Origin of the sequence: Chitinophaga niastensis, assembly GCF_003014755.1 — a bacterium.
GTDB classification, from domain to species: domain Bacteria; phylum Bacteroidota; class Bacteroidia; order Chitinophagales; family Chitinophagaceae; genus Chitinophaga; species Chitinophaga niastensis.
This window is the reverse complement of record NZ_PYAW01000008.1, coordinates 87,096-109,781: the sequence shown is the minus strand read 5'-3', so window position 1 is coordinate 109,781 and position 22,686 is coordinate 87,096. Positions and strand designations below refer to the sequence as shown.

Genomic DNA, 22,686 nt, shown 5'->3' with positions numbered 1-22,686 from the left:
TTGCAGCATGATAAACATAACAGGTATCCATCACATCGCTTTACAGGCGAAGGATTATAAAGCAACGATAAAATTTTACGAGGCACTTGGTCTGAAGGTGCATCATTCCTGGGCTTTACCGCAGTTTAATATAACATATGCTGCGATATTAAAAATTCCCGGAACCAATTCCTACGTCGAAATATTTGATCAGGGCGCCAATGTAGCAGCCGGAGAATCTCCGGTTACTGGTGCATTGCTGCATTTTGCATTTACCGTGAATATGGACTGGATGGTGAAGTGATTGAATTTGTGGAAACGCATCCTGATTTTTGAGAGATGTTAATTGAGGTTAATGAGACTGCGTTAAAAAAATAATAACCAGGGGCGATTATTTCAGCACCCTCTATTGAATCCGTTTAAAATGGGAGCGAGCTATTCGGTTCTATTTTAAACGGATTTTTGTGCTTAAAACAAGGCGCTGAGCATTGAATATTCCGGGTAGATGTACAGGTATGTATTTCTAAGCCAACCACAGCGCATTCATTTTCAGTGAATTAGTGCCCGAAAACGGCAGAAGGCCAGGCAAAAGTCAAAGTTCGCCCGCCGGACGATAGGGAAAGAAATTCGCTATTAATAAATGGGCTTTAATTATCCTATAATTTACCTTATAGTAATTAGATATAGAAAATATAAAGATATGTATTTAATTACTCTCGATTATCACAGTTTGACAGCTATTTACGATAAGAGATAATGAAGATATTAAAAATTATACATATTTAGTAACTGTTAAAACCTGCGCAGTTTGTGATTTATTTATGTAAATCAGGTTATCTTTTAATCATAGATAAGATTTAAAGATTCCTATACACACACTGTTAGCAAATGACCATTAGCCCAATTTGGAATCATTTAATTCCACAAACGACCCATTCTAAAAGGGTATGTATTAACTGCGGAAGCAATCCATACCGAACAGCGAAAGCCCCCGCTGCCAATGATTACGTTTATCGTCCTTTCCGTGAAATGCCGATGCGATTCTATCAAGTACCAAAATTATATCCGTGGCTTGATATTGACCGTTTAGAGGAGGATGAGCTACGGCAAATTTGTGATCTGTTAGTTACACGGCCAGGAAAAGGAGATTTAAACAAACGCACGTTCACTAGGTTCATGAGGTATCACCATGTACCAGTGATTGCGGCCTATGGCACTAATCGCATTTATTTACATGATGGAAGGTCAATACGCGATCCGAATAGTGAAACAAGGTTATTAGCACCTACGAGTATTTCATTTTCAGACGATGGTTACGCCTCTATTATGCCTGTAGGGGTGCGTTATTCCGTCAATCTTTTATTCGTGGAATCACGTGTGTTTTATAGAAAATTAGCCCGTTACACACAGCTACCACGTTTAGAGGTGACAGAACGTCTTTAACAGACTCCCGTGAAGTACAACGGGAGTAACTCTGCCAATCTACATAGATCAGTAATTCCAAGCAAACGAAGATTAACGCTCACTTTAAGCGCGTTTATCTATGAATTATTGTCACGTCATCGATTGGTTACAAGTCCATGTAAAATGCCCTATCGAAATAGGTGCAAAAGACAATTTCACCTATCACACCGAAAAGACAGATTATCAAACGAGGCAATTTCGTGAAGTCTATGAAATAAGTGTCTTAATGCCCAACGGAACATACGAACGGTGTGCGGTGCTTGCTTGCAAGCCGCACGCCGCGTTCCTGGGAAATGATATGGGGCTATTAAAAATCGAAAATAAATTTCTGTATCAATCCTCTCTGAAAGAGTTTGTAGTTAACCTGTTAGATCAATATAGTTTTCGCTTTCACGCCATCAGCCGTATGGACGTAGCTTTGGACTTCACCCATTTTTCAGGCGGAATGCCGCCTGAAGATTTAATAAAAAATTTCCTACAAGAAAAGTACCTGAAAAAGAATAAAGCCAAGTTTACTATTACCGGTAACCACCTGGAGAAAAACAGTTATGATTACCTGCGCTTCGGTTCAAAAACGAGCGAAATTAATTATTACCTATACAATAAATCCAAAGAGCTTTTAGACAACAAAGATAAGCCATGGATACGCCAAATGTGGTTGGATGCTGGATTCCATAAGGATGCACAAGTATGGAGGATTGAATTTAGCATGAAAAGTTCGTGCAAAGAACTTTTAGATTTTGATTTTGGCGAAACAGTCGCCTGCAAGGCTCTTGCAATAGTGGACAATGAAACTAGTTTTACTTTGTTTAAAACTTTGTTCTTCAAATATTTCTCCTTCGTAGAAAATAACCAGGGGACACGTAAAGATCGAATGAAAGACGTAGTACTGCTTCACCTGGATAAGCCCAATACTGTCATTTTAAGGCTCACGGAGAAGATAGAAAGCAGCCGAATGGACAAGGTTGTCATAAAAAGATTTGAAGCCCATAATCAGTACTTAAAAACGATTGATAAAAACTACTTCCTGTATGGTGCAAAAAGTTTGATGGAGTTTCTTATACAACGCAATCTGATCGAATGGTACCTACAACATTTCCCCGGTGGATCGGCTGAACTATCCGTTTTGGGCCGAAAGGCCGGACTGATTGACGATGAATATATCCAGGAGAAATTATTTGAGTAGTTATAAAATTCGGTAGGCCATGACAAACATTTGCATTAAAGTGCTGACACATAAGGATTACAGGGTAATTTTCGGCGTTTCGGAAAAAACAGCAAAAACGTGGATCGCGGAGGATCGCCGTAAAGTGGGTAGTAAGCGCATTACGGACCACCATCTTAAATACTTGTATGGTGTAACCATTGACCCGCAGGAGGGTAATAATGGGGTTAAAAAGGGTTAAAACGGGTGTGTTTCGTGTATTCATGTAGGTTAGAAGGTAGTTCTTTGTTAAAATATTAAATCACAATGAAACTACTTTCTAATTTTACAGGTTCTAGCAAGGATGATATTTACCTTCAATCCAGCGCTCATGCCGTTGGGTTTTGGCTGGCAGATCCGACCGGGCTTGACTTACATAGTATTAATGTTAAAATTGATTTTTTCTCTAAGAATCGCGGTTCTAAAGAGATTTACCCGCGCCTTCCGCTTTCCGTAGCTCTGGAAATGAACACTTTTGAAGAAGGGTTTTACCTCAGAGATGCCAATATAGCAAAGGGCATGATTAAACTTTCTCCCGATGGCAGCCTGCATCTGGAGGAGGGAGAGTATATAAAAATAAGTTTTGAGGGAGCAAAAGAAACAAATGTGATGAACATTAGTAGCATTGATGCGCCTATACTTTCCGCGACCTACAAGGCTATCAGCGCCGTCACCATTACCGGTCAGACCAAAGATTTGAATGTTCAAGACAGCACAATGCTACATCTGCCATCCAGTAAAATCGATGAAATTGACATCGTGTATCCATCTAAAACCGTGAAATATAGTGGGTTGGAGTTGGAGTATTTAGGCCGCGCGATCAACGATTTAGTGAGCGTTAACGTTGCTGGAACTGCTGTGGTGGCTGGATTTGAGAACTATATAAGCATTAGTTGCTATGATGCTTACAAGGTTGCTATTACCCCCAAAGACTATAACCCTTTCGTGATCTTCACGGAAAAACATAAAACTTTCTAGTATGTCATTTTTAGGCAATCTTTTCAAACGCAAGCCTGGAGGGACTCTCCTTGGTAACATCTTGCGAAAAACGGGCAGCACGGTCGCTGGAATTATTCCTTTTGTCGGTGGCGTGGCTAGTAAAATTGTTGGCCAGGGGGCCATGATGATCAGCCAGGAGGACGCCGACAAAAGAGACATGTCGGATTCAGATTATCAGGCAAAATACGGGGTACAAAAGGATGGCAGGGCAATTCCTGTGTTCAACACCGCCGGACAAACATTACTAACTACTGCGGGTTTAGGTGCTGTTTCTGGTGCCTCTGCTGCGGTTACGTCTTTAGAGGCTGCGAATGCTGCTAAAGATGCAGGTATATGGACCTACTTAAAATGGTTACCTGTCGTAGGTTTGGCGCTTCTGATTTACAAAGTATACACTAACAAAAAACACAAACGCAGATAAAATGCAAAAGATAAAAGAGTTTTTAGCAACAACACCGGGCAAGCTGTCCGCCGCACTGGCTGCGGTTCTTGTGGTAGTTTATTTTATGAAACGTAATAAACGTAGATAAATGGCATACAATAATTTCAATAGGAACTATTCCCGGAGCGCCTATTCAGGCGGTGGCAGTGGCTATGCTAAAAGAACTAATTATAGTTATGCAGGTCGGCCACAAAGACAAGCAAGAAAAAAAAGCGGCTGTAAATTAAAAAACGGTTGGGTATCACGTAAAACAGGTGAAAGGGTTGACGATAATTTACTAACGGGATGGAACAAAAGCCGTTCCCGTGGCTTTATCACCTTCATTGCTGTACCACGGAAAGAGCGGGAAACTAGTAACGCGAATTTTGAACATTGGGTTGTAAGTGTGCAGTTTGCCACTGGTCGTAAGACATTCACGGGGTTCTACAGTATTAGCCGCAGGGTGTTAATTGTCCCTGATTTGCAGATGGTAGCTAATCCGCACGCGCCCAATGGTGGCTATTTTGGTACGTTCAGTAAAAGAAAATAAAACTGCTTAAAATGAAAGGTATTTTTAAAGTCCTGAAATATGCAGGCGTTATTATAATTGTCCTGGAGGCGGTGAAAACCGTTATGACAAAGGTTTCAGAGAATTACCCGGAATTACTGGAAACAAAAGAGAAGCAAGATGTTAAGCAGCTATAACTTAAACCTGCTTTTGCAGGTAGAACAACGTTTGTCTTTTCCTGCATTGTCACTGGTCAAAAGTATCGCCTTTGAAACGGGTGGTACTTTTGATCCTGCTATAAAAAATAAGCAGAGCGGGGCTACTGGCTTAATACAGTTTTTGGAGTCCACCGCGGAAGGTCTTGAAAAGGGTTTGTACCTGCGTTTACCAGGAATGACGTTTGCTGAACAGTTGGTGTATGTAGAGAAATATTTCAAGCAATGGAAAAAGACATTTCCTCAGCCACCAAACGAGCCGTTTGACGTATATGCATTAATGTTACACCCTGTCCTTTTTAATAAACCGGATGATACTGTTTTCGCCATCCAGGGAACAAAGAGATTCGATCAAAACAAAGCCTTTGACCTGGATCACAGCGGCACCATAACAAAAGGTGAGGTTAAAAAGAAGTGGTTATCTGCGACAGAAAAGCTAATGACCGGTAGGGTTCCCATTACTACTATAACGGCAAATGGATTCATCTTTATTTCAATAGCTGTGTTCCTGGCGGCTATGTACTATGTTCTAAATATGCCAAGATGATTAAAAAACAAGATTGGAAAAAGTACCTGTTGTATGGTGGTTTGATATTCGTAGCTTATCACCTGTATAAAGGTGTAAAGTCGGCGGGCGCGGTTGTTAGTAGCATCGCAGAGCTGGACGCCCTGGCGAAAGCTAGTAACGTTAGCACAGAGCGGATCGCGGTTTGTAAAGATGTGGCGGCGAAGTGCGAAAAAGCAATTTGGGATTTCCACAACATGTTTGGGTTTATCCCGGTGACGGACTGGAAATTTACCGAAGACGAACCAGCAGTAATACAGAATCTAAACAGGTTGAACACTGTAGAAGAAGCGAAGCTGACTAGCCAATTTTACGCGCAGGTAGCCCACGGAAAAAGCCTGATGGCTGACGTTAAAAAGTATCTGAGTAGCGGCGATCAATCGCAGATAAAAATCACTATAATTAATTCACTGGAATAATGCACGGACATAGCGATAATTACACGTTTAATGATCAATTTTTTGCCCATATAAGAGCGCCTAAGTACCAGTTACAAAAGACTACAGCGGAAAGATTAGGATTGGGGATTTTTCCGCCGTTAGATGAAATTTGGATTTCGTTTTTAAATAAACCTGATCAGTGGGTAACTGCTGCCAGCGTTGGTGCTTCTGTTTATGATATAGTTTTAGAAAAAGGTTTTATGGGTGCTGGTGATCACTGGACTGCTTTAATGCGTTTAAGTTTACCTGATAGCTTACCCCACGTTCTCCGTGTTAGGGGGTTAGTACTTCCGAATGGTTATGCCTCGGACGACAAGGTTAGCGCCTGGGATGTGATGGGAATGGAGGGAAATATTCACACTATAGAAGCATGGTGGCCATACCGGGGAGGTATGGACTTTGTGCAGTGTGTTCATAGTTCAGCTACTTCACACGTAGATGGTGAAAGTCACCCGTCAGGGCTTATAAGGTTCGGCTTTGTTTTTAAGGAGGTGACAGAAAAACTACCTGAAGGGATATACGAAAAAGACACGTACCAATATACAGTTGACTACAAACATATTTATGTTTCCCCTCTATCTGGATCAATTGTTGAAACGCTGAAAACACAGTGTTGGCCCACGTATCTGGACGTTTCAATATTGCATAGAGATTCAGGAAGCTATATTTGCGAAAAAAAAGGGGAGCATATTTTATTTCGTGTTTTGTAGAAAAAACATATATTCGCCGTGTCAAACAACTATCGAATAAAATAACAGCCTGGTTGCCGCCCCGGAGATATTTAACTTCTGGGGCTTGGCATCGGGTTGCAAGTATCCGAAACCTTCGGCGCCACGGCATCGATGTTGTTTGACAGTGACCAAGCCCCTTTTGTTATGCAACACCAAAATGACCAAAGCAGCCACAATTCGGCGTATATAGAATTGTACGAATGGTTTAACTATCCAGATGCCATAACACGGTTATGGCGTATTACAATCGGTCCAGGTAATAGCAAAGCTTTTTCTTCGCTTCCGCTTCCGGTTCGACAATGTTTCTTAACCTTTACCACACTTTTGACACCGCTTTTGCAATCACATTACTCAGCTCATACTGATATTGTGTTTTGTACGTGCGAACCCTCTGTAATTGAGTTATCACAGGTTTTCAAATTGTCCCAAGCTGATATGGTATTGAAAAGAATGTATACGTGGGTTCGATCTCTCCCTGAATATCGTAGCCTTCCCATTATAGAAATCGAAAATGATGAAATGTTTTTTTCTGCTGTGCAAGGCTTCTTGCACGTCTATTACATTTTAGCCGTAACGGAACAATCGCCCCCCACATTGTTTGGGACCCCAGGCCGGAGGGGGAAGGGGGGTGGCGCGGCCGCAGCGCCCCCCCGGTCTGTTTGACAAATTTCGGAACCTCAAAATAATTTCTGTATGTCTGCTTCACTTCTGCTAACCAGCTCAGATAAAGATTTTGCAATTACTGTTCTATTTGAAACGCTTGAAATCGCGTGCGAGTATGCGTCTTACATGATGACCGATAATCAATTTTCGGAGAAAGAGGATTTTTTCAGGCTACAAATAACCGGGTTAAGTGATTATAGTAACAAGGAAATTACCAGCGTGTATTACGTTGCTGACCCCTTTAAATGGGAAGTTGTTTTATGTCGCCTTTACTGGGAGCGCAGATTTGAAAATCTACAAGTACAATTTAGTAAGCCTGACGACATTCTCAAGTGGAAAACCATAATCTTCGCGTCGAAGGTAGCCAGGATAGTTATGTTCTGGCGGGGGTTGGGTATCTACCTAACCTCCTTTTTTTATGGAGTTAAATACACGTTTTCAATATCCAAAGAGGGCGAAAGCCCCGCTACTACTGATACATATAAATACAACTAAACAATGAGGTGCAAAAGCTGGTTTCCTGGCTTACCAATTCTGCCAGGATTACTGGGAATTTATTACGGGGTTTATTAAACAACAGAGTGGAAACCGGGTTTTGTTTATACTTAACCTGATATTATTTTGTTATTTAATAATACTATTTGAATGATAATTTAGCTATTATTGACAACTTTAATTTGGTAATATGCGAATAGCAGGAGCGGGATTTACGGATTTTGAAGCTAGGACGCTTCAATCTATGAACGAGAGATTTTGGTTTATTTGTAGAAAGCGTTTTAGTGTAGTCGATATAAATGAGTTTAAAAGAAGGTTTAGTGAACCAGAAATAGACCGTCAAGTAACAGACAATCTTGTAGATATGTTTTTTGAGGACTTAATACATAGGCATAGAGTGGTACTATTGAAAGATGGTATCTATCAAACCTTTGATAAATATGGGGTTCCATATAAGGATTCCCCCTAACATTTTTATTGATTTCACTTTGAGGAAAGCACGGGCGGCGTTTATACGCTGCCCTTTTTGTTACCGGTAGCACCTGGTGCGAGGCTCTGAAAACCTTTACCGGTGTGGGTATAAATTTCTATTCTCCTGGACACGGACGGAGGCCCGCCATAGTCGCGGGCTTTATGAGTTTTGACCAGGTGCTCGTCCCTGAAGACCCGCCGCAGTAGGGGGTTTTATATTTGGACTTTTCCGGTTTTGCTTTTATGATAGAATTTTCACCTTTTCGGCATCCAGCGCAAATTATTGGGTTGGATGCTTTTTTATTATATCTTCGGAGCGTTATTATTATTTCGTTAGTTCTTTGATTTGCTGGAAAAAACGTCTAAGATGTAGGCTCAAGGCTGGAAGGCGTAGATTTTAACATGGAACGGGTTGTTCCTTTTTTTGTATCTGACTATTCCTATAATTTATATTATGTTAAATATAAAAACATCCGTACGGTATTACATAATTAACTACTAAGCTCCTCTTTACTTAAGGACCGTCTTAGCGAACTCATATAGAAGCATGTGAGTTACTTTGATTGAAGCTGCGGGACTGGGCTATGCCATAGCTTTAAAATTTAAAGCCTAATTGGGCCCCTCTTTTGCGAGGTAATTGAGAGAATAATCCTCCTATAATAATTGTGGGCTTCTAAAAATATTTCCGCTGATAGCCGCTACTACTTCCAATGGTTTATTATTCATCGGTAAATACACCTCACTTACCTTATGATCTGCTAATTCTTCCAGTATAATTTTCAATCCTGTAGCTGCCGCACTGTATTGTGCTGGCTTCCGGAATACCGGATTATCCGGGTCTATCGGCTGCAAGCCATGGTTTGTCCACACCCAATGACGGCCATCGGCAGGGCTGCCGATCAGATGCTGATAAGTTGACGGGGGCTCTGGGGGCATAGAATGCGGCCATTTTGCATACAATGGATCACAAGGATTATTTAAAGCCGGATTTTTTTCTGTCCCAGTCGAATCGAGCTGTATAAATTGCTGACGTAAATATTCCCAGTCATAAGCATTATACGATACACTATCCGCTCCCTGCCAGGCACCTGTTGTCCAGTTATTCATCACATCCCCCAGGACGCTGGCTGGTGGCTGAGCAGGTAAATATGAAGTTTGCCTGATAAAGTCAAATGCAAAAGGATCTACGACAACTGAATCTTTTGAATGCCCTGGATCATAAGGGTCTTGATAATGTGGAGACCCTACGGGCTCCAATCCGAAATTGTGGCCTATTTCCTGTGCAAAACAAGGTGCTGTCATTTGAAAGCCGTTATAAGGCCCTGCTACACAGGATGCACGTTTCAGATTGGGGTGGTGTTGAGGTCGTCCTGAATTCCCTCCGGGACTAGGGTCTCCAGGAGGATTGTATTGTGGTAGATAGAATCCCCAGCGAAATTCAATTGTCACATCAATATGGTCTCCGGGAGAATTATTGATTTGTATCGTCTGGTTATATACACAGTCTTCGTAACCTGAGGTCCATCCATCACACTTATCACCGACGTTATATCGCAAACCAGCCATTTTGCTGGCATTCAGCGATTGTACACAATCCCTTACAGGAAACATAGCACCCAAACGCAACATGCTACTTGCTATGTCCTTATACCATTCCTGCGTTGGGTCAAATACGCCTTGGTGAGACATAGGCACAACCAATAACCTAAGATCTTTTGTAGGATAGAATACCAGAGGTGCTATAACTGGTTGCGCCAACACTACACCCAGTGCTGATCTCGCAGAAACTGTTACATTATATTGACCGGCTTTAGGGAAGATACATCCCTTCACAATCACTCCAACAGCAGGGCCATCAGGCGTTGTACGGAATATAATAATATTCGCTTTAGGAACAACGATAGCAGTAGTTTTTTTCATCGTATTTCCGGAGATAACAATCACTACAGTATCAACGTCATCCAACTGCGAGGGTTGCATATACACACGGAAAAGACACTGCTTACCGGCCACAAATGTACACCCGGAACCTCCTTGTGTTACAAGAAAAAAATCTCCATTAATGTCCTGATAAAATCCGGAACGCTCAATTACAGACATGGGATTAACATTTTTAAGTTAACAATAAATATCTCCGGGCTAACGTATTTAAATCTGAATGGTTATCTCTAGTATGAATATACACAAATCAAGGCTAGTTTTCAATGGCAGAGATCCCCTGGCTACGCATCTGGCAAAATTCATTGAGGAAATCTATTGATAACTCATTGTTTTACAAATAATATTTGAATAGGGAATTTTATAAGTTTCTCAATCAGTTTATGGTTAATGCCAGTTGCTCAAAAACCGCGCTGTAAAGTCTACTCCATTAAGGTAAACAAAACGGTCTATCATTCTATCTAAATATTGTCCATCAAATGTGCCATCCGCATTATAATGCAGCGCCCTCACACTATCTATTGCTGCATTATCACTGCTGAGATATTTATCTGCAATGGGTATATATTGTTTTAATCCATCACGCAGATTTGAAAGCAGTGCGATGTTATCCAACCGGTTAATAGGATTTATCAATCCGTCAAAATCAGAGCCTATACATATATGATTCCACGGAGAAGTTCCGGCTTCCCAGGCAAGATTTTGATAACCAACGCGTACCGCATAAACGATGTGCATGCACAACAGCATAATATGTCGCTCTGCCCTTGATGGCGCTATGTTTTTCAGGAAATCAAACAATCCTTCTTTTCCTGGCAGCAAGCCATCGCGAAACATTGTTTCCCATTCTTCCTTTGCTATATATTCTCCTTCAAAATATTGTGTCCTGCTACTGTCAATTATCTTATCTGCGCCAAGTATCCGTTGATCAAGACTTATACCAATCATGCCTTTGGAGGTCATTATCTCTACAATATCTTCATCAAACAAATTAATACTCCAGGGATTGCTATACAGTCCGCGGTTTATTCTATCATTAGTGCGTCCGATCTCTTTATTCTCCGGTTCTACCAGGCATACGGCTATTCCATTCTCCACGCTTGTTGTAGCGCGGAATTCTTTTTTATTAAGATACTCACCCAGTGTATTAAAAGTAAAACCCGTATGCGATGAAATAATGGGTAGTCTTGCTATAGTTGGGGTATCATTGATTAGTTGCTCTCTGTAATTATAAAAATCGGCACGGGTATAAGCACTCATATGTTTTACATCAATGAGTATAGGTTTGTCGGGATGCGTTAATGCCTGTTTTACTACCTTCTTACCTAATGCTGTGATGCCCAGACCTGTTTTGGGCATGAAGTCCTCGCTACTGAAGGCAACCTGTGCTACCTTATTAAGTCCTTGTGCAAAACCACCTAACGGCTGCTCGGGAATATAACTCAGGTGACAAAGATTGATGCTTAGAAAATCAACATCTTTTCTATCCTGCAACTGCTGCAGATTTAATTCCGGTGTCCTGGACATGGCTGTACCATGAATAGGCACATCAGACAGGTTATGACCTCCTTCTATGGAGAAAACCAGGTATCTTTTTTCCTGTTCCGCCAGCAGCGCTGCTGCAATGGTGGCAGCGGTTTTCCCCTGCCAATCCTGTCTGCCCGTATAATTAATATGATAAGGTGCAGCAGACAATATCACCTGCTGATCCAGATAAAATTTCAGGTGCTTATTAAACGCTGAAAAATAATCTATCAATCCATCTCTCGTTTGCTGAAACAACACCTGGTCCAATGGCAGAATGCCGGAGAAATCCTTACCCAGTATATTCAGTACCCTATTGGCAAAGGCATGCTCCAGGCTGATAATAGCGGTAACCCCTAAAAATAACTGGCTATCTTTTACCAGTGACGGTGAAGCCTGACTATCAAATGGGCCGCCCATAATATCGTTTAATATCTTTGCTACTCCGTTCGTTCTCACCGCTACTGTTACATCCGGATTGTTGCTGATATAATGCTTGAACAACAAATGAAAATGAAAATCAAATATCTTATTAGCCATGAGAATGAGTTATTTAGCTGAATTTTCTACAATAGACTGAATGGTGTTAAAGCGCGCCAGCAATGTGTTATAGCCAACCGGCGCAACGCTTTCATAGCTGCTGCTAACTGTATGAAAGATAACTTTTTCCAGCAGCTGCGCAGCTGGAGATAATGATAATACTTCCGGTGCCAATGACTCTTGTCCTCCACGTGGCGTACCTGCAATCCAGTTATGCAATTTATTCCAGTACGTTTTTACTATTTCATCGTACCCCTGCACCGTGTCGAGGAATGCACTTTCCGACCAGTTATCGTAGGCATTTTTTAATTCATTGGCAGGTACAGGTGGTGTTGCCAGCAATGCTGCTGCATCCAGCATACCATGACCAAATCCTTTTGTTGGCAGTTGATTATTTCTTCTGGCTGATGATGCCAACGCAGTACGGAAGGCCTCTACCCTTTTCCAGCCTGCATATTCAGGACCTTTTAATACTTCTTTATATTTTGCCAGCCAATAAGCAGCAGCGGCAGCCACATGTGGTGTGGAATAACTGGTACCGTCTCCATAAGCAAAACCTTCCGGGTGTTGTCCTCCCTCCTGCCAGATGGGCACGTATACGTCTTCTCCGGGCGCCGTAATATCTACAGTATCTCCACGGGAAGATCCTGACCAGTCTCTGTCCAGCGGATTAGATGCGGCTACCGCAATGGTACCGGGATATACCGCTGGCGCTACTACTGCCTGTACTTCGTTACCGGCTGCACAACACCAGATCACACCGCTCTCATAAGCCTTCCTGGCCAGGTTGGAGGTAGTAATCGTTGGGGGTAATCCCATACTCATGGTAATAATGTCAAAGCCTGCTGCAACAGCCCTATCCAACGCTGCTGCCAGTTGTTGCTGTCTGTTGATGAGTATTACGGTTTCGGCTATACGAAAAGGAACAAGCTTATAGTTAACGGGTGTGAGTAAGCCACAATTGCCATTATCAGCTGCCGGAGAAAAAGCATTGCCTATGAGAAGGCTTCCGGTGCGCGTACCATGTCCCGGGAACTTGCCAATCCCCACTGTGCGCACGTCTGTGGCATCATCAGTATTATTTAAAAAATTATAATCGTGTGCGCTATCAAAACCTCCCACCACTTTGGAATGATCTGTAAACCCGGTATCAAACTGAACTACACGTATTCCCATTTCATTGGGCGATACCGGCGTAGCATTTATCAGTACTTTATCGAAACCGGTAGCATACCAGTTCCACTGGCGGTTTGCAGCAGACTGCCCTTCATTTACATAAGGACTCTTTGCTTTATTCGTATAGTCGTCGAGAAATCGCGGTTCATTTGGTATACCGTATCCATCGTCAGCAAGAGAAACGGATTCTGTCGCTGTCATCGCCGGACCTCTCCTCACAAGAGCCGTATCTGCATTGAGATACAGGGGCACATCTGCTTCTGCATAATGAATACCCGGTATCTGCGCCAGCTGCTTTGCTTCTTCAAATGGATTATTACGGGATGTAACGGTAAACGTAAATAATTCTTCTTTGCCCGGAACTGCCGTAGCTGGCGTTATCAGCTCAATCTGGACTTGTGGCGGATACTTTGCGGACAGGATGGCTTCAATAGCCGTAATGCTCGCAGGCTTATTGATAACGGCAATAATAAAACTGCTTTGACTGCTTGCAGCAGTGCCTGTGGACAGATCCATAGATGTTTCTTTTACGGGAAGTGATTGAACAGGAGGATGTGGGGATGAATGGTCAGGAAGCTGGCCGGGAGATGACGGAACATTGGAGATATCATCCATCTCCGCTTTTAGTGCAGATTTATCAGGCATGGCCTGTTGTAATTGGGGAGCCGCTTCCTGCGTTGCGCTGAGTAAAGCCTGACGGCCTTTTTCCATGGATGCAGGCAACAACGCATCTCTTACAGCATTTACAATTACACTTACTTTAATACCTTCATTACCTATCCAGTCTATCTCATCGTCGGGTGTGGATGCTGTAGCCAGCTGACCATCTTTGGTAAGTACCCGGTTTTGATCATCTGTGCGGGAAAGGCCACTGTGGTGTAATGCAATTACTTCGCAGGTGCCCAATGCAAATACCGGCGAGCCGGAAGATCCGGGCAGCGTATCTGTTTCATACACCAGCCTGGTACCGGTTTCCGAAAAGAATTTAGTATCCTTTAAGGCTACCTTCTTCGGTAAGCCGCTGGGATGCTGAATGATAATACAGGATTCTCCTTTAATAATTTTACCAACATTACCATCCAGTTTTATAGGCCGGAATTGCAATAAAGGTTCGCCAAAAGTGCCGGTAACATCCACACCAATAAGCGTGAAATCCAGTCCTGTATCAGGTGTCAGCTTACTCACCTCCAGGCTTGAAGTAAGAAAAAACTTACTGGCATCCAGCCGGAACGAAGCTGATTTTTTTAATGTTTTGGAAATCCCATCCAGCTCGTAATTGAACTCTGCCACCATATCATTTGCATCCTGCACAGATTCTATGACATGATGGTTGGTGAGCAAAATATCAGGTGTTACCAGAAAGCCGGTGCCTATGGGAGAACCACCCTTCAGGAGACGGCAGACTGCATGACTGAAATCTGAAAGTCTGTCTAAAATATAATTGTCCTGGAAATCAGCGGTGCCATTAATGCGTTCCATGGCTTCTGCCAATACAGGTGTATTCTCTCTTGCTATACGATAACCAATACGTGTCTGATCATCTTCCAGCTTAACGATGGGAATATTAGCGTCCCGGAATGCACACAGCTTGCGATTGGCGGCCTCAAACTGATCCTGACGGCCGCCAAAACGACTGGCAACTTCCTGTACTACTTGCCAATGAGATATCATGGGGTATATGCTATTGGGAATAAGAGATATGTTCTTTAACGGGATTATCTACTATGAATATACTGGAATTTTAGGTTATTTTAAAATAAAAGCGCCGGCAGCTATCAGCCACCGACGCTATCTATCTCTTATCAACTACTTATTTAACAGGATTTCCATCTGGTGTAAAAAACAACTTTTTTATAGTGTTGCCTTTTGCAATAGTTACCCTGAAATATGTTTTTTTAGATGTTTCACTAACCAAACGGGTATACTTATCTGATTCAATGGTATAGCCCTTATAGTCCTTTTCGATACGCTTCACAATATTATCGGGCAAAGGCACATCTTTTATCTTTACCTGTGTTGCTATCTTCTTTCCTGTTTTGGAATACAGGGCATAATAGGTATCTCCGTTCTTTTCTGCACTTACAGAATAATAATCCGGATGATCCGTAGATTTTGTTTTACCACTGGACGTTACGAGCCAATCTTCTTTTGTGTATTCCGCGGGAACTGCGAAATAAGATGTTATGCTACCATTGGGAAAATCCCTTTCAGCGGTACCGGTCACCTCTACAGGTACCGTTTCTTTGTCTACTCTTCTGAAATTGAGGTTAGCTACATTCTGGCTAAACATAGTTAAAGTGGCACCCATCAGTGCACAAGTTACCAGGATCTTCTTCATACATTAAGTATTAATTGTTTTAGATAGGAAATGCTGTCCGGTAAGATGATGCTGATATGTTTTATGCGCAGGAAGTATTGTAGTTAACAAGATACAAACGTAAATAGTTCAACCTGTTATATTAATTCCTGCACAGATAATCAGTTACGGCCAATTATCTATGCAGGAAAAAGCTTAGAACGTAGCTGCAGCAGGCTGTTTGTACTTCACGTTAATGATCGTGCGATTAATATATGGCGTCATCACAATCAATAACATCACTACCAAAATAAGGATGCCCACCAGCTCATAATAATCCATTGCATATTTTAAGAAGGCCTGTTTTTGAATAGCTTTTTCTAAAAGTCCGGGCGCCAGCTTTGCAGCCTGATCAGGTATCAGTCCCCTGGATTGTAATGCCAACTGATAAGTATTTAATCGTTCTGCTAATCCGTTGTCTACCCTGGAAATGCCATCGCTCATGCGCATGGCATGGATTTTCGAGAAAAACAGCGAGAAATAATTAATAAGCGCTGTACTCAATCCAAAAAAAGCGTAACGGATAAATACCCCCACCGCAGATGCTGAAGGACTCATACTTTCCGGCACAGATGAAATGATGAACAGAATGATAGGCGTCATCAGCATACCGGCTCCCAGCCCTTGTATGATCAATGGCAAAATAAAAGTGATCTTATCTGCCTCTGATGCAAATAAAAAATACATGGAGCTGTGAAATACCAGCAACAGGAAAAAACCTACCAGCCAAATGAATTGCAGTGGTCTTTTTTTAATGACCAGTCTGGCCGATATCGTAGCCCCTATCAAAATACCCACGATGTTATAAGTTAACAATTCATAGGTATTCAACGGGTCCATGCCCAGCACAGTAGAGAAATAACTGGTGGTAATATTAAACGAACCTCTGATGAGGTACAGGCAACCCAGCAACAACAAACCAAATAAGAAAGGTCTGGATTTGAATACTTCCATATGAATGAAAGGTCGCTTCCGGCTGAATTGTCTTATTACAAAAAAAATCGTTAGAAATACAATTCCTGCAATGCTCCATACAATCCGTGCATCCTGCAACCAGTAGTACTGTTGCCCATATATCATAATATATCCAAGTAAAATGAGCATGGGTGCATACAGCAGAAAGCTGGACCAATCCAGTTGATACAAAGGTGTTCTGCGGGCCAGGTGTACCTTATTCATGAGCAGCAATAACAATACAGCGCCAGGTACAAAAGTATAAATGATCATTTTGTACAGTACGTTGTACTCATAATCATCTACCAGTGGTGCGGTTACGAGTGAGGTGAGAGAACCGGAACAAAGGATCATACCATAGAAAATAGCGTAGCCGGTTTCGCGGGCATGTTCAGATGTTAGTCTGCTGAAGAGTAAGGTTAAACAAATACTGGTAACGCCACAATTCAATATCCCCTGTAAAAAACGGCAGATAAAAAGAACAGGCAATTCGCGGGTATGGTAGCACCAAAATGTTACCAATACCTGTAACACCATGCATATGAGAAAGTATTCCTTTGTAGCAATGCGACTAAAAAAACGTTTTTCCAATGGCGTAAAACTGGCCAGGGAGGCGTAATAGATGAGCATGGAAAACTGTATGTCCTGCGGTTCGGCGCCATAGAAACCCGTTGCTGCACTTACATTAGCGGTAGATAAAGCAAACAGCATTACTGTTGGCAACAGCACCAGGAAAATAGTAAAGCGGATCAGCCATTCAGGTATCCACGATCGGAATATGGGTGTGGCTTGACTCATGATTATTTATGTGCTTTAGCTATAGATACATTCACACTCATACCGGCAGAGAGTAATTTCAATTCTTCAGATGTTCCGTCGAGCCGTATGCGTACGGGAATTCTTTGTGCAATTTTCACAAAGTTACCGGTGGCATTATCCGGAGGCAGCAGCGAAAACCGGCTGCCGGTGGCCCCTGACAGCGATTCTATTTTTCCGGTGATCTTTTTACCGGGAAAAGCATCTACGACAATCATAGCGGTTTCTCCTGTAAACATGTGCCGGATCTGTGTTTCCTTAAAGTTGGCGATAACCCATTTACCGGCTTCCCAGTCTACAATATAAGCCAGCACCTGTCCCGCTTGCACCAGCTGTTTAGGCTGAATGGTACGGCGACCCATTTTTCCATTGTATGGTGCGGTGATGATGGTATAGGAAACATTTAGATCATTTTTTGTAACGACTGCTGCTCTCCTTTTGATCTCTGCTTCCAGTGCACTTTGTTGCACCTTAGCATCGTTTATTTTAGCAAGGGATGCCTCATATGCGCCTATAGCAGTATTATAATCAGAGCGTGCTACAGCGAGTGCAGCTTCTACCCGCTCCAATTGCTGTTTAGTAGCAGATTCTACATCATACAGCTTTTTATAGCGATCATATTCCTGTTCCTGATTGGTAAGCTTTGCCTTAGCTGCTGCAATCTGCGACTGATATACTTTAGATGTTTGTGCAGTAGTACTCACGTTGCTTTCCAGCACAGCAATCTGCGCTTTGGCATTTAACAGGGAGGCTGCTGCTTCCTGTTGCTGTGCTGCGTATTCGCTGTTATCAATTATCACCAGTGTATCTCCTTTTTTAACTTCCTGGTTTTCTTCATAGCGGATCTCTTCAACATAGCCGGTCACCTTTGCTACTACGGGATTAATATATTCATCTATCTGTGCATCGTTCGTTTCTTCATACTTCCATTGGTGGAGCAGTGTTTTAATTCCCCAAACGGCAAGGCATACCACAACAATGGATGCAACGATGGTAGTGATCCGTGAAATAAGTCTGTCGGTTCTGTTGGTTGTCGTATTGGTATTCGTCTTATTCATATATTAAAGGTTGCCTGTTGCTTTCAGTAATTGATAGTATTGTAATTGAGCTGTTACCTGTGCTGAAGTGAGATCGAAGCGCGATTGTAAAAGCTGCGTTTCTGCATCCAGCAGGTCTGTTAACAGGGAGAGCTGATTGAAGTAAGTATTATTAACGATCCTGAAATTCTCTTTGGCCTGTACAATATTATCATTGGCCACCTGTATGCGGGTAAGCGCTTCGGTATAACGTACATAGGCTGCTTTTACATCTTGTCGTACCTGATCCTTTGTGTCTGCATGTTCTATCTCTTGTCGTTCCAGGTCAATAGTAGCTGCTTGTTTTTTATGTTTATTCTGATAGAAGGCTGAAATAGGCAAGCCAGCCTTCACACCTACCTGACCCAGACCATATGCACTGATGGCATATGGATAAAAGAGGATCTGCGGATAGGTATAGGCATACTCAGCGTACAGTCCTACTTTAGGCAGTACATTGCTTTTTATATCTCTGAGTTTCAATTCGCTCAGCTGTGTTTCTTTTTCTGAAATTTTAAATGCAAACGAGTGTTCGTAGGCATCTGCAAGATAATCTTCGTAGGTGCGTGAAGGTATGTGCTGCAACACCAGTGTATCCATTGCCACCGGGTTATCGGTGCTATCGGGTTGCCCTATCATGATGTTGAGACGTTGGTTAGCGATAAGGATACCGTTCCGTATCTCCAGCAGGGTCATTTTTTGTTTGGATAGTTTCAGCGCTGCCCTTAGCAGGTCGCTTTTAAGTACTACACCATTCTTGTTCAATTGTCTGATTTCTTCCAATTCCTTTTCTCTTTCAGCAATATCCTGCAGCAGTACTTTTTCGTACATCCGTCCACGATAGATATCGAGATAAAAAGAAGCCGCTTTATATCGTATTTCAGTTACGGAGAGATTTTTCTGCTCTCTTGCGAGTTCACTTTCGGTTTGTCTTATTACTATTTCACGGGAAGTTTTTCCACCGTTGTATACATTGAGATACGCATCTGCTCCTACTTTATAGTAATCATGTACTACAGGATACTGCGTGGGTGCATGAAACAGTCCATCTTCATACATAGCCAGATTGGAAACGCGGGCATATAGGCCATCTGCCTTTATTTCCGGTAGTCGCTCATCTTTCGCGGTTTTTGTTTTCTCGTCCATGCGCTGAATGCGGAGATATTGCATCTGCAATTGTTTGTTGTAGGTTTCTGCTTTTCTCCATACATCCGTTAACGTTAGGGTATTCTTCTCTGGGTCCTGACCAATGGATGTTTCGGTGCTGAATAAAATGGTGAATAACATTCCACCAGCCAGCCACTTATTAGTGATTCTAAACATATTTATTGTAATGAAGATGCAAAGTTCCAATCCTATCAGTTAAATTATTTTCTATAAATTGCCATAAATTTGTTAGATCCGGCCAAATGAAAAATATTAAACCAGAACTGGTACTGGAAGAGGTGGATGCTGTTCCGGATTCCGCTTATATATGGCATTGGAAAACAGAGCGTCACTTCTCATATCATAAGCATAACAAAGGACAGCTCACCTATGTTGAAGGTGGAGCTGCATTTTTATACACAAAAGATAAAACATACTTCCTGCCAGCCCGGCACTACATGTGGGTGCCAGCTGGTGTTGAGCATTATTTTCAGCACCGCTACCCGGCCAATTATATACGCACCATCTACTTCTTCAGCGAGCAGGAAGACAAGGAGGTGCCGTTTTATACTCAAACAGGGATCTATCCTGTTGGTAACCTCCTGCTGGAAATGATCCTGCATACTGCCACCTGGGATGGTGATGTGTATCCTGATGACCGGCGTTTTCCTTTCATCAAGGCTATTAAAAATATGTTGCCGGACATCAGTACCGTTCCACTGCCCATTACACTGCCTACTACAGAAAATCCGCGGCTGCAGCCAGTGCTGAAATATATACAGGAAAATCTCGCGGAACCGCTCACACTGGAAATTGTGGGACATGCTTTTAACTACAGTGAGCGCACACTTACGCGTTTGTTTCGTGCTACAATGGACATCTCTTTTTTTCAATACCTGAAACTGGCACGTATGATCAAAGCCATGGGCTATTTGCTGGAAACGCAAAAGAGTATCAGCGAAATAGCCTGGGATACAGGATACAACAGTGTTTCAGCATTCAGTAATACGTTTTATAAGCTGGTAGGCAAAAGACCGAGTGATTTTCAGCCCTGAGTGTATAGGGGGAAGGCCTTCGGCCTTTGTCTTTTCTTTACCATGATTAGACTGATTCAGATGATTTTTCTGATTTCATTTTCTTTTTAAAAATACCTTTATCGTTTTATAATATGCTTTGGGAAAATCAGTTAGCATATCTATAAGAAAGAAATCTAATCAGGGTAATCATCTGAATCAGTCTAATCATGGTAAAGAAAAGACAAAGGCCGAAGGCCTTCCCTCCCACCGTTTATCCTAAAACGTTTGAATTTATCGGGCTTTTGCACAATCTTTAAAATCAATCAAGCTCTTATTACATGAACAAAATGAGAATGCAGGTGATGTTCCCTTTGCTGCTCGCAAGCACGATCGGACTGCAACAGGTACAGGCTCAACAGCAAAATAAAAAGGCTGCTGCTCCGGTAAATGCTGAAAAAGAGGATGCACTGCAAAAATTGTCTATCAACCTGAATCCGGATACAACGGTAACTACCTTTCATGAGGTAACGGTCAAGGGCCAGAAGATCCCTTATAAAGTGATTGCTGGTACACAACCGGTATGGGATCAGGACGGAAAAGTATTAGCCGGGCTCTTTTACACGTATTATGAAAGAACGGATGTAAAGGACCGTGCTGCACGTCCTTTGGTGATATCCTTTAATGGCGGCCCTGGTACACCTTCTGTATGGATGCAGATTGCTTACACCGGACCACGCCTCCTGAATATTGATGATGAAGGATACCCGGTACAACCTTATGGCATACACGAAAATCCTCAATCTATTCTCGATATCGCTGATATCGTTTATATAGATCCGGCCAATACCGGCTTTTCCCGCATTGTAGGTAAAGACGTTCCCCGGGAGAAATTTTTTGGGGTAAATGCTGATATCAAATACCTGGCGGAATGGATCAATACTTTTGTATCCCGTCGTAGCAGATGGGCATCTCCCAAATACCTGGTTGGCGAAAGCTATGGTACAACCCGTGTATCCGGCCTCGCGCTGGAACTGCAAAATGCACAATGGATGTACCTGAACGGCGTAATACTCGTTTCTCCTACCGATTTGGGCATTGCCCGCAGCGGTCCGGTAGATGCTGCATTACGCCTGCCTTATTTTGCGGCTACTGCCTGGTATCACAAAGCATTGCCGGCTGATCTGCAACAGAAAGATTTAAATGCGGTGTTGCCGGAAGTAGAAGACTTTACTATTCATGAATTGATACCCGCCATGAGTCAGGGTGGATTTCTGGATGAACAGAAACGAAAAGACATTGCGGCTAAAATGGCCCGTTACTCCGGCTTATCTGAAAAAGTAATCCTGCAGCACAACCTCAATGTGCCACCCGGCTTTTTCTGGAAAGAACTGCTGCGTGATAAAGGATTTACGGTAGGTCGCCTTGATTCCCGCTACCGTGGCATGGATAGAGAAGATGCAGGTGATGGTCCGGACTATAATGCAGAACTCACTTCCTGGCTCCACGCGTTTACACCTGCTATCAACATCTACCTGCGGGAAGAACTGAAGTTCGGTACAGACCTCAAATACATGATGTTTGGCCCCGTGCATCCATGGGACCGCAACGGAGATAATACCGGCGAAAATCTGCGGGAAGCGATGGCTGCAAATCCTTATCTCCACGTAATGATACAGTCTGGTTATTATGATGGTGCCTGCGATTACTTTAATGCCAAATACAGCATGTGGCAGTTGGATCCTGGTGGCAAATTAAAAGACCGGCTTTCCTGGCATGGCTACCGCAGTGGTCATATGATGTACCTGCGTAAAGATGACCTGGCTACAGGCAATGATGACATACGGGAATTTATCCGTGCAGCTACTCCTAAAGCAGGACAGTCAGCGAAGTATTAAAAAAAATTACGAATTACGAATTGCGAATTACGACTTTAAGGAAAGATCATCCGCTATAAGCGTAATTCGCAATTCGTAATTTTTTTTTAAGTAT

The 22,686-nt window shown here is 42.5% G+C and carries 21 protein-coding genes; 14 read left to right on the top strand and 7 right to left on the bottom strand.

The genetic code is table 11. The annotated features are described in order from the left end of the window. Positions 1-7: 7 nt before the first annotated feature. The 12 genes from CLV51_RS25915 (at position 8) to CLV51_RS25860 (ending at position 8,153) form a co-directional block, all read left to right on the top strand. A complete protein-coding gene (locus tag CLV51_RS25915; protein ID WP_106531020.1) occupies positions 8-283 on the top strand; it encodes a VOC family protein in 276 nt (91 codons plus the stop codon). Positions 284-1,522: 1,239 nt separating this feature from the next. Continuing rightward, the gene (locus tag CLV51_RS25910; RefSeq protein WP_106531019.1) at positions 1,523-2,629 is read left to right on the top strand and encodes a hypothetical protein; all 1,107 of its coding nucleotides are present in this window, start codon (positions 1,523-1,525) and stop codon (positions 2,627-2,629) included. 19 nt (positions 2,630-2,648) lie between these two features. Beyond that, the gene (locus tag CLV51_RS25905; protein ID WP_106531018.1) at positions 2,649-2,849 is read left to right on the top strand and encodes a hypothetical protein; all 201 of its coding nucleotides are present in this window, start codon (positions 2,649-2,651) and stop codon (positions 2,847-2,849) included. A 65-nt stretch (positions 2,850-2,914) separates the two neighbouring features. After that, positions 2,915-3,625 carry a hypothetical protein gene (locus CLV51_RS25900; protein WP_106531017.1) on the top strand — a complete coding sequence of 237 codons (711 nt, stop codon included), beginning with the start codon at positions 2,915-2,917 and terminating at the stop codon, positions 3,623-3,625. Position 3,626: 1 nt separating this feature from the next. Next, a complete protein-coding gene (locus CLV51_RS25895; protein ID WP_106531016.1) occupies positions 3,627-4,067 on the top strand; it encodes a hypothetical protein in 441 nt (146 codons plus the stop codon). A 109-nt stretch (positions 4,068-4,176) separates the two neighbouring features. Next, positions 4,177-4,617, top strand: coding sequence for a hypothetical protein (locus CLV51_RS25890; RefSeq protein WP_106531015.1), 441 nt, complete (start codon positions 4,177-4,179; stop codon positions 4,615-4,617). A gap of 11 nt (positions 4,618-4,628) precedes the next feature. Beyond that, the gene (locus CLV51_RS29255; RefSeq protein ID WP_158267158.1) at positions 4,629-4,772 is read left to right on the top strand and encodes a hypothetical protein; all 144 of its coding nucleotides are present in this window, start codon (positions 4,629-4,631) and stop codon (positions 4,770-4,772) included. A gap of 13 nt (positions 4,773-4,785) precedes the next feature. Further along, positions 4,786-5,337: a hypothetical protein gene (locus tag CLV51_RS25885; RefSeq protein ID WP_146151384.1), complete on the top strand. Its 552-nt coding sequence runs from the start codon at positions 4,786-4,788 to the stop codon at positions 5,335-5,337. Beyond that, positions 5,334-5,774, top strand: coding sequence for a hypothetical protein (locus CLV51_RS25880; protein ID WP_106531013.1), 441 nt, complete (start codon positions 5,334-5,336; stop codon positions 5,772-5,774). Before CLV51_RS25885 ends, CLV51_RS25880 begins: the two co-directional genes overlap by 4 nt. After that, positions 5,774-6,505, top strand: a complete 732-nt coding sequence (locus tag CLV51_RS25875; protein WP_106531012.1) for a hypothetical protein — start codon at positions 5,774-5,776, stop codon at positions 6,503-6,505. The genes CLV51_RS25880 and CLV51_RS25875 overlap by 1 nt, the downstream gene beginning before the upstream one ends. Before the next feature lie 714 nt (positions 6,506-7,219). Next, on the top strand, positions 7,220-7,684 hold the full coding sequence (locus tag CLV51_RS25865; protein ID WP_106531010.1) for a hypothetical protein: 465 nt from the start codon (positions 7,220-7,222) through the stop codon (positions 7,682-7,684). A 190-nt stretch (positions 7,685-7,874) separates the two neighbouring features. Then, positions 7,875-8,153: a hypothetical protein gene (locus CLV51_RS25860; RefSeq protein ID WP_106531009.1), complete on the top strand. Its 279-nt coding sequence runs from the start codon at positions 7,875-7,877 to the stop codon at positions 8,151-8,153. 656 nt (positions 8,154-8,809) lie between these two features. Here the strand turns inward: CLV51_RS25860 and CLV51_RS25855 are convergent. The 7 genes from CLV51_RS25855 to CLV51_RS25825 all read right to left on the bottom strand — a co-directional run bounded on the left by CLV51_RS25855 (position 8,810) and on the right by CLV51_RS25825 (position 19,858). Next, positions 8,810-10,255, bottom strand: coding sequence for a hypothetical protein (locus tag CLV51_RS25855; protein WP_106531008.1), 1,446 nt, complete (start codon positions 10,253-10,255; stop codon positions 8,810-8,812). A 225-nt stretch (positions 10,256-10,480) separates the two neighbouring features. Next, positions 10,481-12,157, bottom strand: a complete 1,677-nt coding sequence (locus CLV51_RS25850; RefSeq protein WP_106531007.1) for an amidohydrolase family protein — start codon at positions 12,155-12,157, stop codon at positions 10,481-10,483. A 9-nt stretch (positions 12,158-12,166) separates the two neighbouring features. Further along, positions 12,167-15,004 (bottom strand): S8 family serine peptidase, encoded by a 2,838-nt coding sequence (locus CLV51_RS25845; protein ID WP_106531006.1) that lies wholly within the window; start codon positions 15,002-15,004, stop codon positions 12,167-12,169. Between the two features lie 139 nt (positions 15,005-15,143). Continuing rightward, a complete protein-coding gene (locus CLV51_RS25840) occupies positions 15,144-15,671 on the bottom strand; it encodes a hypothetical protein (RefSeq protein ID WP_106531005.1) in 528 nt (175 codons plus the stop codon). 174 nt (positions 15,672-15,845) lie between these two features. Next, entirely contained in the window at positions 15,846-17,441 is a 1,596-nt protein-coding gene (locus tag CLV51_RS25835) for an MFS transporter (RefSeq protein ID WP_106531004.1), read from the bottom strand. Between the two features lie 2 nt (positions 17,442-17,443). Then, a complete protein-coding gene (locus tag CLV51_RS25830; protein ID WP_106531003.1) occupies positions 17,444-18,517 on the bottom strand; it encodes an HlyD family secretion protein in 1,074 nt (357 codons plus the stop codon). Between the two features lie 3 nt (positions 18,518-18,520). Further along, a complete protein-coding gene (locus tag CLV51_RS25825; RefSeq protein ID WP_106531002.1) occupies positions 18,521-19,858 on the bottom strand; it encodes a TolC family protein in 1,338 nt (445 codons plus the stop codon). A gap of 86 nt (positions 19,859-19,944) precedes the next feature. Between CLV51_RS25825 and CLV51_RS25820 the strand changes: the two genes are divergently transcribed. Together CLV51_RS25820 and CLV51_RS25815 are read left to right on the top strand one after the other, a co-directional pair. Next, positions 19,945-20,736 carry a helix-turn-helix transcriptional regulator gene (locus CLV51_RS25820; RefSeq protein WP_106531001.1) on the top strand — a complete coding sequence of 264 codons (792 nt, stop codon included), beginning with the start codon at positions 19,945-19,947 and terminating at the stop codon, positions 20,734-20,736. A gap of 299 nt (positions 20,737-21,035) precedes the next feature. Then, positions 21,036-22,592, top strand: coding sequence for a S10 family peptidase (locus CLV51_RS25815; protein WP_245898959.1), 1,557 nt, complete (start codon positions 21,036-21,038; stop codon positions 22,590-22,592). Positions 22,593-22,686: the final 94 nt, after the last annotated feature.